11 protein-coding genes are annotated in these 12,357 nt (G+C 63.0%); 8 read left to right on the top strand and 3 right to left on the bottom strand.

Annotated features, from left to right (window positions below; all coding sequences use genetic code 11):
• The first annotated feature begins 22 nt into the window (after nucleotides 1-22).
• Nucleotides 23-1,711 (top strand): DUF3300 domain-containing protein, encoded by a 1,689-nt coding sequence (locus tag ACIPHN_RS04925; RefSeq protein ID WP_400433609.1) that lies wholly within the window; start codon nucleotides 23-25, stop codon nucleotides 1,709-1,711.
• Between the two features lie 63 nt (nucleotides 1,712-1,774).
• On the opposite strand, the gene ACIPHN_RS04920 is transcribed toward ACIPHN_RS04925, so the two are convergent.
• A complete protein-coding gene (locus tag ACIPHN_RS04920; protein ID WP_400433606.1) occupies nucleotides 1,775-2,296 on the bottom strand; it encodes a GNAT family N-acetyltransferase in 522 nt (173 codons plus the stop codon).
• A 509-nt stretch (nucleotides 2,297-2,805) separates the two neighbouring features.
• Between ACIPHN_RS04920 and ACIPHN_RS04915 the strand changes: the two genes are divergently transcribed.
• The 5 genes from ACIPHN_RS04915 (at nucleotide 2,806) to ACIPHN_RS04895 (ending at nucleotide 8,708) form a co-directional block, all read left to right on the top strand.
• On the top strand, nucleotides 2,806-3,519 hold the full coding sequence (locus ACIPHN_RS04915) for a gluconate 2-dehydrogenase subunit 3 family protein (RefSeq protein WP_400433604.1): 714 nt from the start codon (nucleotides 2,806-2,808) through the stop codon (nucleotides 3,517-3,519).
• A gap of 53 nt (nucleotides 3,520-3,572) precedes the next feature.
• On the top strand, nucleotides 3,573-5,345 hold the full coding sequence (locus ACIPHN_RS04910; RefSeq protein ID WP_400433601.1) for a GMC family oxidoreductase: 1,773 nt from the start codon (nucleotides 3,573-3,575) through the stop codon (nucleotides 5,343-5,345).
• Between the two features lie 11 nt (nucleotides 5,346-5,356).
• Nucleotides 5,357-6,622: a c-type cytochrome gene (locus ACIPHN_RS04905; protein WP_400433598.1), complete on the top strand. Its 1,266-nt coding sequence runs from the start codon at nucleotides 5,357-5,359 to the stop codon at nucleotides 6,620-6,622.
• Between the two features lie 288 nt (nucleotides 6,623-6,910).
• Nucleotides 6,911-8,188 carry a RhuM family protein gene (gene rhuM, locus ACIPHN_RS04900; protein ID WP_400433595.1) on the top strand — a complete coding sequence of 426 codons (1,278 nt, stop codon included), beginning with the start codon at nucleotides 6,911-6,913 and terminating at the stop codon, nucleotides 8,186-8,188.
• 88 nt (nucleotides 8,189-8,276) lie between these two features.
• Nucleotides 8,277-8,708, top strand: coding sequence for a hypothetical protein (locus ACIPHN_RS04895; RefSeq protein ID WP_400433592.1), 432 nt, complete (start codon nucleotides 8,277-8,279; stop codon nucleotides 8,706-8,708).
• Between the two features lie 14 nt (nucleotides 8,709-8,722).
• Here the strand turns inward: ACIPHN_RS04895 and ACIPHN_RS04890 are convergent, their stop codons facing one another.
• Nucleotides 8,723-9,058, bottom strand: a complete 336-nt coding sequence (locus ACIPHN_RS04890; protein ID WP_400433589.1) for an ArsR/SmtB family transcription factor — start codon at nucleotides 9,056-9,058, stop codon at nucleotides 8,723-8,725.
• 148 nt (nucleotides 9,059-9,206) lie between these two features.
• On the opposite strand from ACIPHN_RS04890, the gene ACIPHN_RS04885 reads away from it, so the two are divergent.
• Nucleotides 9,207-10,295: an NADH:flavin oxidoreductase/NADH oxidase gene (locus ACIPHN_RS04885; RefSeq protein ID WP_400433587.1), complete on the top strand. Its 1,089-nt coding sequence runs from the start codon at nucleotides 9,207-9,209 to the stop codon at nucleotides 10,293-10,295.
• A gap of 283 nt (nucleotides 10,296-10,578) precedes the next feature.
• Here the strand turns inward: ACIPHN_RS04885 and ACIPHN_RS04880 are convergent, their stop codons facing one another.
• Nucleotides 10,579-11,211: a glutathione S-transferase family protein gene (locus ACIPHN_RS04880; protein WP_400433585.1), complete on the bottom strand. Its 633-nt coding sequence runs from the start codon at nucleotides 11,209-11,211 to the stop codon at nucleotides 10,579-10,581.
• Nucleotides 11,212-11,446: 235 nt separating this feature from the next.
• Between ACIPHN_RS04880 and ACIPHN_RS04875 the strand changes: the two genes are divergently transcribed.
• The gene (locus ACIPHN_RS04875) at nucleotides 11,447-12,343 is read left to right on the top strand and encodes a DMT family transporter (protein WP_400433580.1); all 897 of its coding nucleotides are present in this window, start codon (nucleotides 11,447-11,449) and stop codon (nucleotides 12,341-12,343) included.
• The last annotated feature ends 14 nt before the right edge of the window (nucleotides 12,344-12,357 follow it).

Genomic DNA, 12,357 nt, shown 5'->3' with positions numbered 1-12,357 from the left:
TGACCGGGCCAAGGACAACATCATGACCAAGAACCGCCATCACGCCATCGCCTTGTCCGCCACCTTCGTGGCGGTGTTGCTCGCACTTTCCGGCTGCAACAAGACCGACAGTGTGCCCACTCCCACGGCCGCCGCCGGTGCGCCAGAGACGCCCACCACGCCGGCCTACACGCCACCGACGGCGGACCAGCTCTCGCAGATGGTCGCGCCCATCGCACTGTTCCCCGACAAGCTGGTGGCGCAGGTGCTGGCCGGGGCCACCTATCCGGACCAGATCAGCAGCGCCAACCAGTGGCTGGGCCAGAACCCGGCGCTCAAGGGTGATGTCCTGCAAGCCGCCGAAGACAAGGAACCCTGGGATGTCAGCGTGAAGTCGCTCACACAGTTCCCGGCGGTGCTCTCGCAGATGGCCTCCAATCCGGACTGGACACGCCAGTTGGGCGACGCCTTCGTCAATGATCCGAATGACGTGATGAATGCCATCCAGGCACTGCGCCAGCGCGCCCAGCAGGCCGGCAACCTCAAGAATTCAGGCCAGTTGCGGGTGGCCAGCGTGGCGCGTGCGGCCGAGCCGGCACAGTATGTCAACGCGCCCGGCGCGCCGGTGGTCTATGCCGGGGCACCGGTGGTGCCGCCGCCGCCCGAGACCATCGTCATCGAATCGGCCCAGCCCGATACCGTCTACGTACCCCGCTACGATCCGGCCGTGGTCTATGGCGGGCCGGTGCCGGTCTATCCGGGTTATGCCTATCGTCCGCCCAGCCCGGTGGGCAACGAGATCGTGGTGGGCGCCCTGTCCTTCGGCGTGGGTATCGTCGTGGGCGAGGCCATCAGCCATCATGGCGACTGGGGCTGGCATGACTGGGGCATGCACTGGGGTGGTCCGGTCGAGCGCGACCGTCCGGCATCGGACTGGCAACGGCCGGCCGTGGTGTACAAGAATACGACCTATGTGTCGCATTCCACCACGGTGATCAACCGCGTCACCAACAACGTGACCGTGAACAACACGCGCATCACCAACAACACCAGCAACACCAATAACTTCAACAACAACACCAGCAACGTCCGCAATACCACCAACGTCAACAACGTCAATACCGTCAACAACGCCCAGACCCGCATCGAGAACCGCCAGGAGCCCGCGCCCCGTGCACAGCCAGCGGCCACGCCGATGAGCATGCCGCACTTCACGGCCGGCGATACGCGTCCGGGGGCGGCGCCCAATGCGCATGCGCAGGCACAGGCGATGGCAGCGCCTCACGAGCGCGCGCAGCAGGAAGCGGCCATCCAGGCCCAGGAGCACCAGCGCGAGCAGGAGCAACAGGAGCAACAGGCCGAGGCGAACCGCCGCAAGATGATGGAAGAAAAGGCCGCGCCCGCACCCGCCACCCATGCGCCGGAGATGAAGGCAGCCAACGTGAAGCCGCAGCCGGCACCGGCCGAGCACAAGGAGAATGTGCCGCCTCATCCTGCCCGCGAGCTGCAGGCAGCACCGGCCAGGGCGCCTGCCCAGAAGCCTGAGGCGGAAAGGCCGCAAAACCATGCCGCCCAGGCGCACGAGGTCGAGAAGAACGTCGAGAAAAACCTCGGGAAGGGTGCAGAAAAGCACGAAGAAAAGCGCGAAGAACCACGGGAAGGCAAACCCGAGGCGAAACACGAAGACAAGAAGGAAGAGGGCCACCACGAACCCGAGAAACACAACGGCTAGGCCGTGTGCGATGCCAACGAGGGCCGCCTGCGGGCGGCCCTTTTCATGGCAAGACAGCTTGCATCAGGCGCCGGTGCGATCCGGATCGCTACGCTCATCCAGCGTCAGCTGCAGGAAGGCCAGGTCCAGCCATTTGCCGAACTTGGTACCGACCTGCTGCAGATGCCCCACCTGGGTGAAACCGAGCTTTTCATGCAGGGCGATCGAGCCGGTATTGCTGGCGTCGATGCCCGCCACCATGACGTGCTTGCCCAGCGCGCGGGCACGTGCGATGAGCGCTTCCATCAGGGCCACGCCCAGGCCCTGGCCACGATGATCCTTGTGGACATAGACCGAATGCTCGACCGTATGGCGATAGCCATCGAAGGCGCGCCAGTCGCCGAAGCTGGCATAACCCAGCACCTTATCTCCCTCGACCGCGATCAGCACCGGATAACCGCTCTGGCGCCGGGCGGCAAACCAGTCCTGGCGGTTCTTGTCATCCACCTGGGTGTCGTTCCAGATGGCCGTGGTATTGACCACGGCGTCGTTGTAGATCGGGGTAATGCCGGGGATGTCGGCCAGGTCGGCGTCGCGAATCTGCATGGTGTTCCGTATCAGAGAGCAGTGAAGAAAAAAGACGATGGCAGCAGTGTAGCCGAAGACGGCTGTTGCAGATGGCACAGGAAAGATGAGTCCTAGGACATCGGACATGTAGAGGTGTTACAATCCCGCATTGCCCGCCAAGTGGCGCCCGCTGTTCCGGCCTTATCCGGATGACAAGATCGCGGGAACAAGAAATGCCAGCCCCGCAGGCTGGATGCTAGACCGGAGACGAGTTGATCCACTCTGAGATTCCGGCACATGGCTAACTCCATATCCATTACCCAGACCATGGCGTCCCCGCTGGCGCCCTGCACTTGCCCCTGTTTGCGGCAGGTGGCTTCCCCACACGACCTGATTGCCTGCCCATCTAGACTCCACTCTCGATGCGGGAAGCAACACGTCGGAATTGGCCAAAACGGACGACGCTAAGCGCCGCGATCTCCCCCCTTGCGTGCGTGCCCCGGTGCGTTGCGCTACTTGTTTTCCACCCACTCCACACTGCCTCCACCATGACTACCAAGTTCAGTCCCTCGCGCCGCGCCGTTCTGGCGGCCACCGCAGCGGCCGTTCCCATCGTCGCGATTCCGCTGCTCAAGCCAGCCCGGGCCGATGGCCTGGAAGGCATCGAGCTGCAACACTACAAGCCGGTGTTCTTCGACGATGCGCAATGGATCTTCCTCCTGGCCGCCTGCGACCGCCTGATCCCCGCCGAAGGGCGCGGTCCCGGCGCGCTGGAAACCAATGTGCCGGTCTTCATCGACCAGCAGTTGCACACCGGCCTGGGCAGCGACATCTACCTGCAGGGCCCGCACCAGCCGGATGCGCCCGCCACGCTGGGTTTCCAGATTCCCTATGCGCCGCAGGACGTCTACCGCATCGGCATCAAGCTGACCCAGCAGATCAGCCAGCAGCAGCACGGCAAGCCCTTCGAACAACTGGAGGCCAAGGACAAGGATGCACTCCTGACCGCGCTGCAAAAGAACGGTGTCGATTTCGCCGCGCTGGGCGAGACCGCGATGAAGCCTTCGCAGTTCTTCGGCCAGTTGCTGGGCGATACCAAGAACGGCTACCTGGCCGACCCCATGTATGGCGGCAACAAGGACATGAAGGCCTGGGTCGCCATCGGCTTCCCCGGCGCGCGCGCGGCCTATACCGAATGGGTCGACCAGCACAACGTCAAGTATCCGCTGGGTCCCGTGAGCCTGTCGGGCAAGCGCGCCTGATGCGCGCAGCCCGTCCACGTTCACGCCTGCAACCTCTTACCGATTGAATCTCCATGCCTAACATCACCAACGACGACGTCGACGTCGTCATCGTCGGCCTCGGCTGGGCCGGCTCCATCATGGCCATCGAACTGGCCCAGGCCGGCCTGAAGGTACGCGCCCTGGAGCGCGGCCCGGACCGTCCGCCCGAAGACTTCGCCTATCCCAAGCCGGCCGACCAGTACGGCTACGCCACCCGCAACAAGGTCTTCGCCACCCCGCGCGATGCCGCCCTGACGGTGCGCTACAACACCGCGCAACAGGCGCTGCCGACCCGCAAGTGGGGCGCCTTCGCGCCCGGCACCGGCGTGGGTGGCTCGGGCCTGCACTGGACCGCCGTGCTGATCCGCCCCACGCCCACCGACATCAAGCTCAAGACCTACGCCGACCAGGCCTACCGGCACAGCAATCTCGATCCCGAGATGCGCATCAAGGACTTCCCGTTTACCTGGAACGAGATCGAGCCGCACTACGATTTCTTCGACAAGGTCTGCGGCCTGTCGGGTAACACCGGCAACCTGCGCGGCCAGATCCAGCCGGGCGGCGATCCCTTCGAGGGCCCGCGCTCGAACCCCTATCCGCTGCCACCGCTGCATGACACCTACAACAGCAGCCTGTTCGCTGACGTGGCGCGCAAGCTGGGCTACCACCCCTTCCCCAATCCGTCGGCCAACGTCTCCACGGCCTGGACCAACCCGTATGGCGCCCAGATCGCGCCCTGCAACTACTGCGGCTTCTGCAGCAAGTATCCCTGCCTGAACTATTCCAAGGCCTCGCCGCAGACCACCATCCTGGACGTGGTCAAGCGCATGCCCAACTTCGACTACAAGGTCAACGCCAACGTCATCCGCGTGGACCTGCATGCCGACAAGAAGACCGCGCGCGGTGTGACCTACATCGACGAGAACAAGAAGGAAGTGTTCCAGCCGGCCAAGATCGTGATCCTCTCCAGCTTCCAGTTCGCCAACGTGCGCCTGATGCTGCTGTCGGGCATCGGCAAGCCCTACGATCCCATCACCGAGACCGGCGTGATCGGGCGTAACTACGCCTTCCTCTCCAATGGCGGAGCGACGCTGTTCTTCAAGGACAAGAATTTCAATTCCTTCGCCACGGCCGGGGCCACCGGTGAGATGTTCAACGACATCTCGCCGGGCAACTTCGACGATGGCATCAAGCTGGGCTTCATCGGCGGCGCCAAGATCCACAGCTCGCAAGCCTCGGGCGCGCCGATCGGCACGGCACTGCCGCCGGGTACGCCAAGCTGGGGCCAGGGCTGGAAGGAAGGCATGATCGATTGGTACGACCATTCCATGAAGATCAGCATCACCACCACCTGCATGTCCTATCGCGGCCACTTCCTGGACCTGGATCCCAACTACCGCGACCCCTGGGGCCAGCCACTCTTGCGCATGACCTTCGACTGGCGCCAGAACGAGCTCAAGTTGCAGCGCTACCTGCGCGACATCGTGCTGAAGATCTCCAAGGAGCTCAACCCGGATCACCTCTCCGAAGGCTTCCTGGGACTGGACTCGCACTGGGACATCACCAAGTACGTCTCCACCCACAACGTGGGCGGCGCCATCATGGGGGACTCGCCGCGCGACTCGGCCCTGAACAAGTACCTGCAATCCTGGGATGTGCACAACGTCTTCGTCCCCGGCGGCAATGCCTTCCCGCAGAACTTCCAGGCCAATCCCACCGCCACCATCGGCGCCATCACCCTGATGGCCGCCCAGGCGATCAAGACGCAGTACCTGAAAAATCCCGGCCCGCTGGTCCAGGCATGAGGCGCGACGACATGAAAAAACTGACATCCCTTTTTGCGTCCCTGGCCTTGTCGCTGGGCGCCCTGGCCAGCGCCCACGCGGCTGACCAGGACGTGGTGGCGCGCGGCCAGTACCTGGCGCGCGCCGGTGATTGCATGGCCTGCCACAGCGCGGCGGGCAAGCCATCCTTCTCGGGCGGCCTGGCCATCGACAGCGGCCACGGCACCATCTATTCCACCAACATCACGCCCGACAAGGAACACGGCATCGGCAACTACAGCGAGACCCAGTTCGCCGCTGCCGTGCGTCATGGCGTGCGCGCCGATGGTACGCAGCTCTACCCGGCCATGCCCTATCCCAGCTATGCCAAGGTGAGTGACGAGGACATCCACGCCCTCTATAGCTACTTCATGCAGGGCGTCAAACCGGTCGCCACCACGCCGCCGGCCTCCAGCATGAGCTTCCCCTTCAATATCCGCTGGGGCATGAAGCTGTGGAATGTCTTCTTCGCCAATGACAAGCCGTTCAAGGAGCAGGATGGCTGGAGCGCCGAGATCAAGCGCGGCGCCTACCTGGTCGAAGGCCTGGGCCACTGCGGCAGTTGCCACACGCCGCGCGGCTTTGCGATGAACGAGAAGGCCAGCGACAGCAGCCAGGCGCAGTTCCTCTCGGGCGGTGACCTCAATGGCTGGGCCGTGCCCTCCCTGCGCGGCATGCCGCACTGGAGCGCACAGGACATCGTCGACTACCTGCAGACCGGTCGCAACAAGACCGCCTCGGTGGCAGGCGAAATGAGCCTGGTGGTGGAGCACAGCACCGCCCATCTGAAGCCCGAAGACCTGCGGTCCATCGCCGCCTACCTGAAGACCCTCTCGCCGGTGGTGGCCAGCAAGAGCGGCAGCGTCACGCCGCAAGGGGCCGATGCCACGGCCAAGAAGCTGACGGCCGCCAAGGACCTGACTCTAGGTGAGCGCCTCTACCTAGACAATTGCGCGGCCTGCCACTTCGTCAATGGCCGGGGTGCACCGGGCATCTTCCCGGCGCTCGATGGTGCGACCGTGGTCAACGCCGACAACCCCAGCGCACTGCTGCACGTGATCCTGGCCGGCGCGCGCACGCCCTCGACCGAGAAAGCGCCCTCGATCCTGGTCATGCCGGGCTTCGCGCATCGCCTCTCGGACAAGGAAGCCGCAGAGCTAGCGAGCTTCGTGCGCCAGGGCTGGGGCAACCAGGCCGGCGCGGTATCGGAGAGTGAAGTGAGCCGCATGCGCGCGGGAATCGCCAAGCACGGATCCTGATGCCTCTGGCATTGCGCTGACAGGCTGGACTGTCTGAAGGCCCGCATGGGGACATGCGGGCCTTTTTTCATCCCGGAATTTTTGCGCTTGAACCCACACAAATTTCCGAACCGCCGGGGAGATTAGGCGCGTGCTCTTGGCAAACCATCCCGCCGTGAAAATAATGCGTCGGATCGCCCCTTGGCGGCCCCCGAAATGGCGATCGAAAAACACCGCAGAACTATCAAATTTTTTGATACCCTTATTCATAGTTGATATGCACATCAATTTTATTGATAGGACCACCAGATGAGTGCCAAGAAGGTCATTGAGAAATTCGGTGGTCAATCCGCATTGGCCCGCCTTCTGGGCATCCAACAGAGCGCCATATCGTACTGGGTGAAAAAAGGGCTCATTCCTGCCAAATGGCATGGGCAACTGTTGGACGTCGCCAGCAACAACGGGATCATCCTCGTGCCGGCCGATTTCATTACCACAGAGGATGCCCCCGTCCCGCTCACAGCGGGCGCAGGCAGGGCCGAGGTTGCCCCGGAAGCGGACGGTGCCGAGCCGCGCGGCAATTCCCATTTCCTGTTCTACACCTCCGGAGACGGGAAGGTGAAAGTACAAGTCATCGTGGAAAATGAAACCGTCTGGTCATCCCAGAAAGGACTGGCTGAAATCTTCGGTGTGGACGTGAGAACGGTCAGCGAGCATCTCCGCAATATTTTTCATAGTGCGGAGCTTGAGGCAGCCTCAGTTATCCGGAAATTCCGGATAACTGCCCTTGATGGAAAAAATTATGAAACAAGCTTTTATAACCTCGATGCCATCATTTCCGTCGGTTATCGCATCAACTCCCACCAGGCAACGCAATTCCGGAAATGGGCAACCACCGTTCTGCGCGACTATCTGATCAAGGGATTTGCGCTTGATGACGACCGGCTCCGGCAAGCAAACCAGCTCTTCGGAAAAGATTACTTTGATGAGCTGCTCGAACGAATCAGGGAGATCCGGGCCTCCGAGCGGCGCTTCTATCAAAAGATCACCGACATCTACAGCCAGTGCAGCATTGATTACGACAAGGATGCACCAATCACCCAGCGTTTCTACGCGCACGTGCAAGACAAGCTTCACTACGCCATCCACGGCCATACCTCAGCCGAACTCATTGAACGGCGGGCGGATGCCTCAAAGCCGAATATGGGCCTCTTCTCTTACAAGAACGAGAAATCCGGTGGCAAACTCACCCGGCTGGACGTCACTGTCGGCAAGAACTACCTCGATGAAGAAGAGCTGGACAACCTCAATCGGCTGGTCAGCATGTACCTCGACTTCGCCGAGAATTTTGCAAGACGGCATATCCCGATGAAAATGCAGGAATGGGCGGACAAGCTGGATGGCTTCCTGAGGTTCAACGCCTACGAGGTGCTGGAAGACCATGGCCATGTACGAAGAGAGACCGCAGAAAAGAAGGCCTTCGCCGAATTCGAAAAATTCAGGGTGACCCAGGACGCGCGATATCAATCCGATTTTGACAGGATGGCCGATCAGATCCAGCGCAACAAGCGTCTACCCAAGGAATAGATGCCGTCCAGCCTCGCTGCACCTTGAACGGATATTTCGTTTAAATTCCAGGTATTGCCTCAGCCCATTCCAACCAGAACACTTTTTCATGAATTCCACCTACGGCGCCACCTATCGCGGCAAGCACATCAGCGTCTCCTGCACGCAGCAACGGGACGGTGACGTACTCTGCGCCGTCAGCATCGAAGGGGCGGCGGCGCCCGGCCTGCGGGGCAACCCGTTCGGCTCGGTGGCCTCAGCGCAAGTGGCCGGGGTGGGCTATGCCCGCGCGGTCATCGATACCCTGCTCGATAATGACGTGGCCGAGCATCACGGCTATTTCATCCGGGTCAACAGCACCGAACAGCTCGACGGCACCTGGGTGGGCAACTACCAATTGCATCGCAATGACAATCCAGTGGCCTTCCGTCGCGTGGTGTGCGACGACTTCAAGGGCAATACCTCGGTGGAGGCGGAGCAGCATGCCATGGCCACGGCATTTGGCGCCGTGGATGCCGACATCGCGGCAGGCAAGCTCTAGGCAACAAACGCCGCTCAGGCCGCCAGCTTGCGACGCCGACCAGGGGCTTTCTCGCCCTGCGCCAGGATGGCCGGCAGCAGACCCGGGAAGCGGCTTTCGATCTCGGTACCGCGCAGGGTGTTGATGTGGGTGGTGCCATTGCTCTCGGTACGCACCAGCCCTGCCTCGCGCAGGACCTTGAAGTGGTGCGACACGGTGGACTTGGGACGCCCGCCATCGAGCTCGCCACAGGTGGCGCATTCCACGCGGGCAAGATGGCGCACGATCTCCAGGCGGATCGAATCGCTCAGCGCATACAGCACGCGCTCCAGCACGAACTCGTCAACGGCAGGGTGTTTATAGGGACGCATCTGCAGGATGATACACCTTGGGTTATACTCCTTCCATAGTTCGAATATATTCGAACCAACGAAGCATCACCGGAGATTGCACTCCGCGATCCGCAAGGGCAAGCCGCCCTTGTCTGATGAGCCCTCTTTTCTTTCGACAGGAATCCACATGTCCGCACTGTTCCAACCCTTCAAGCTCAAGGACCTGAGCCTGCGCAACCGTATCGCCGTCCCGCCCATGTGCCAGTACATGGCCGTCGATGGCAAGGTCAACGACTGGCACCTGTCGCACTACGCCAGCATCGCCCGTGGCGGCGCCGGCCTGGTGATCGTCGAAGCCACCGCCGTGGCGCCGGAAGGCCGCATCACGCCGGGTTGCACCGGCATCTGGAATGATGACCTGGCGCAAGCCTTCGTGCCGGTGGTGCAAGCCATCAAGGCGGCAGGTTCCGTGCCGGGCATCCAGATCGCCCACGCCGGCCGCAAGGCCAGCGCCAACCGTCCGTGGGAAGGCGACGACCACATGGCCGCCGACGATGCCCGTGGCTGGGACACCATCGCCCCGTCGGCACTGGCCTATGGCCGTGGCTTGCCCAAGGTCCCCAAGGCCATGAGCATTGACGACATCGCCCGCGTGCGCCAGAACTTCGTCGATGCCGCCATCCGCGCACGCGACGCCGGCTTCGAATGGCTGGAGCTGCACTTCGCCCACGGCTATCTGGCGCAGAGCTTCTTCTCGGCGCATTCCAACCAGCGTGATGACCTCTATGGCGGCAGCGTGGAAAACCGCGCCCGCTTCCTCATCGAGACGCTGCGCGCAGTGCGTGAAGTCTGGCCGGAGAAGCTGGCGCTGACGGTGCGTTTCGGCGTGATCGAATACGATGGCCGCGACGAGCAGACGCTGCTGGACTCGATCTCCGTGGTGCGCGAATTCAAGGCCAGCGGCATGGACATGATCAGCGTGACCATGGGCTTTACCATTCCTGATGTACAGATCCCCTGGGGTCCGGCCTTCCTCGGCCCGATCGCCCAACGGGTGCGTGAAGAAGCCGATATCCCGGTCTCCTCGGCCTGGGGCTTCGGTACCTCCGAACTGGCCGAGCACGCTGTCAAGTCGGGGCAGCTGGATCTGGTGATGGTGGGTCGCGCCCACCTGGCCAACCCGCACTGGACTTACCAGGCCGCCAAGGAACTGCGCGTGGAGCGCCCTTCGTGGACGTTGCCGGCGCCCTATGCGCACTGGCTGGAACGTTACTGATGCGCTGAAGGGCGGCGCTGCGCTGCCGTCCCGCTGTTTCCCTGAATCCCGGTGGATTTAGTGGGAACAGGCCCTGGTTCCCCGGTCACGTGACCGGGGATTTTTTTTGCCGAGGATCAATAAAACAGCAAGGAGATCAAGGGCACGCTGGCCAGCAGCAGGCAGCCGAGAAAGGCGGCGAGGAACAGCAGTTTCTTTTTTCTGGTAGCCATGGAGTACCTGCAAGGATGGGAATGCGCGCAGTGTACCGCGCCACCGCCCTCGCGGTCATCCTCCTGGAGGTTCAGGCCTGGCCGTTGCAACCGTAGCGGCGGAAGCCCTCGCGCTCGCGCAGGCGTTCAAAGTAGGCCGCCACCGCCGGCAGATCGGGATGCTCGAAGGGGGTACCGAACCAGCGATTGACCGACAGCCCCACCGGGATATCGGCCAGCGTGAAGGCCGCGCCGGCCACGTAGCCGCCGGTGTGCTGTAGCTGCTGCTCCAGCACGCGCATATGGCGCGTCCAGTTGGCGATCGACGCCGCCACCAGCCTGGCATCGTCATGCTCGGGCGACTTGCGCACCAGCGCCATGAAGGCCTGGCTCCAGCTGCGGTTGAGGTCGCTGGCCTGCCAGTCCATCCACTGGTCCACACGCGCCCGCTGGCGCACATCGGCCGGATAGAGCGGGGCGGCACTGCTGGCACCGTATTGCCCAGCCAGATAGCGCAGGATGCTATTGGACTCCCACAGCACGAAGCCACCGTCGTCGATCACCGGCACCATGGCATTGGGATTCATCGCCAGGAAGACCGGCTCGCTGGTGGAACGAAAGCCAGCGCCCCAGTCTTCGCGTGCGAACGCAATCCCCATTTCCTCACAGGCCCACAGGACCTTGCGTACGTTGATGGAATTGTCGCGGCCGTAGATCTTGAGCATGCTGTCTCTCCGATGGAAATGCGTGGCAAAGAGCATCAAGACTATCAGCCCCGGCGCCCGGACAACATGTACAGTTGCCGGCCAGCGCCCGGTACAACTGTTGCGTCAGCGCAAGTGGCCCGGTGGAAACACTGCAACTGTACCGGGACGCCGGGCGAGCACCAGGTTTAGACTCATGATCCGATTGTTGCGCCTTTTCGATGACAGCGGCCGGCCACGGCCATGTCATGAGCCCATGTCCTCATCCAATCTCTTCAAGCTCCTGCTGCTGGCTGCCATCTGGGGCACCAGCTTCATGCTCATGCGCATTGCCGCTCCGGTCTTCGGCCCCATGCTGACCACCTTCGGCCGTGCCTCGCTGGCCACCCTGGCCCTGCTGACCTATGCCCGCGCGCGCGGCGTGCCGCTGCACTGGCGCCGCAACTGGCTGCCCTACCTGGTCATCGGCGTGTTCAATACCGCCCTGCCCTTCGCGCTGTTCGCCTGGTCGGCCCTGCATATTCCCTCGGCCTACATGGCGACGATGAATTCACTGGCGCCGATCTTCACGGCGCTCTTCGGCTTCCTGCTGCTGGGCGAAAAGCTGAGCCCGGTGCGCTGCCTGGCCTTCGTGCTGGGACTGGTGGGCGTGGCCGTGCTGGTGGGCATCGGTCCGGCCCCGGCCGATGCGATGGTCATTGGCGGCGTGCTGGCGGCCATGGGCGCGGCGGTCAGCTATGGCTTCGCGGCCACCTTCACGCGCATGCGCGCCGGCGGCATCTCGCCCATCGCCATTGCCACCGGCAGCCAGTTCGCGGCGGCGCTGTGCCTGCTGCCGCTGGCCCTGCCCGCCATGCCGCACGCACTGGTCGCCGGCACGCTGCCGGCATTGCTGGCTGTACTGGTGCTGGGGATAGTCTGTACCGGCATCGCCTATGCGCTGTTCTTCCAGCTGATCGCCGCCGAAGGTGCCACCAAGGCCATCACCGTGACCTTCCTGGTACCGATGACCGCTTCGCTGTGGGCCTGGTTGCTGCTCGATGAGCCGGTGACCTGGGGTACCGTTGCCGGCATCGCCATCGTACTGCTGGCCACCGCCACGGCGCTGCGTGCCAAGCCCGTCATGAGCATCAAGGGCAAGGCCACCGCCTGAGCCGGACACGAAAA

The organism is Herbaspirillum sp. NPDC087042 (assembly GCF_044745245.1).
Taxonomy (GTDB): Bacteria; Pseudomonadota; Gammaproteobacteria; order Burkholderiales; family Burkholderiaceae_D; genus Herbaspirillum.
This window is presented reverse-complemented; position numbering and strand designations above follow the sequence as displayed.

Coding starts and splice junctions, on each gene's coding strand:
- ACIPHN_RS04915 (WP_400433604.1), top strand. CDS start 2,806: ATGACTACCAAGTTCAGTCCCTCGCGCCGCGCCGTTCTGGCGGCCACC.
- ACIPHN_RS04925 (WP_400433609.1), top strand. CDS start 23: ATGACCAAGAACCGCCATCACGCCATCGCCTTGTCCGCCACCTTCGTG.
- ACIPHN_RS04905 (WP_400433598.1), top strand. CDS start 5,357: ATGAAAAAACTGACATCCCTTTTTGCGTCCCTGGCCTTGTCGCTGGGC.
- ACIPHN_RS04880 (WP_400433585.1), bottom strand. CDS start 11,211: ATGCTCAAGATCTACGGCCGCGACAATTCCATCAACGTACGCAAGGTC.
- ACIPHN_RS04920 (WP_400433606.1), bottom strand. CDS start 2,296: ATGCAGATTCGCGACGCCGACCTGGCCGACATCCCCGGCATTACCCCG.
- ACIPHN_RS04895 (WP_400433592.1), top strand. CDS start 8,277: ATGAATTCCACCTACGGCGCCACCTATCGCGGCAAGCACATCAGCGTC.
- ACIPHN_RS04910 (WP_400433601.1), top strand. CDS start 3,573: ATGCCTAACATCACCAACGACGACGTCGACGTCGTCATCGTCGGCCTC.
- rhuM (WP_400433595.1), top strand. CDS start 6,911: ATGAGTGCCAAGAAGGTCATTGAGAAATTCGGTGGTCAATCCGCATTG.
- ACIPHN_RS04875 (WP_400433580.1), top strand. CDS start 11,447: ATGTCCTCATCCAATCTCTTCAAGCTCCTGCTGCTGGCTGCCATCTGG.
- ACIPHN_RS04890 (WP_400433589.1), bottom strand. CDS start 9,058: ATGCGTCCCTATAAACACCCTGCCGTTGACGAGTTCGTGCTGGAGCGC.
- ACIPHN_RS04885 (WP_400433587.1), top strand. CDS start 9,207: ATGTCCGCACTGTTCCAACCCTTCAAGCTCAAGGACCTGAGCCTGCGC.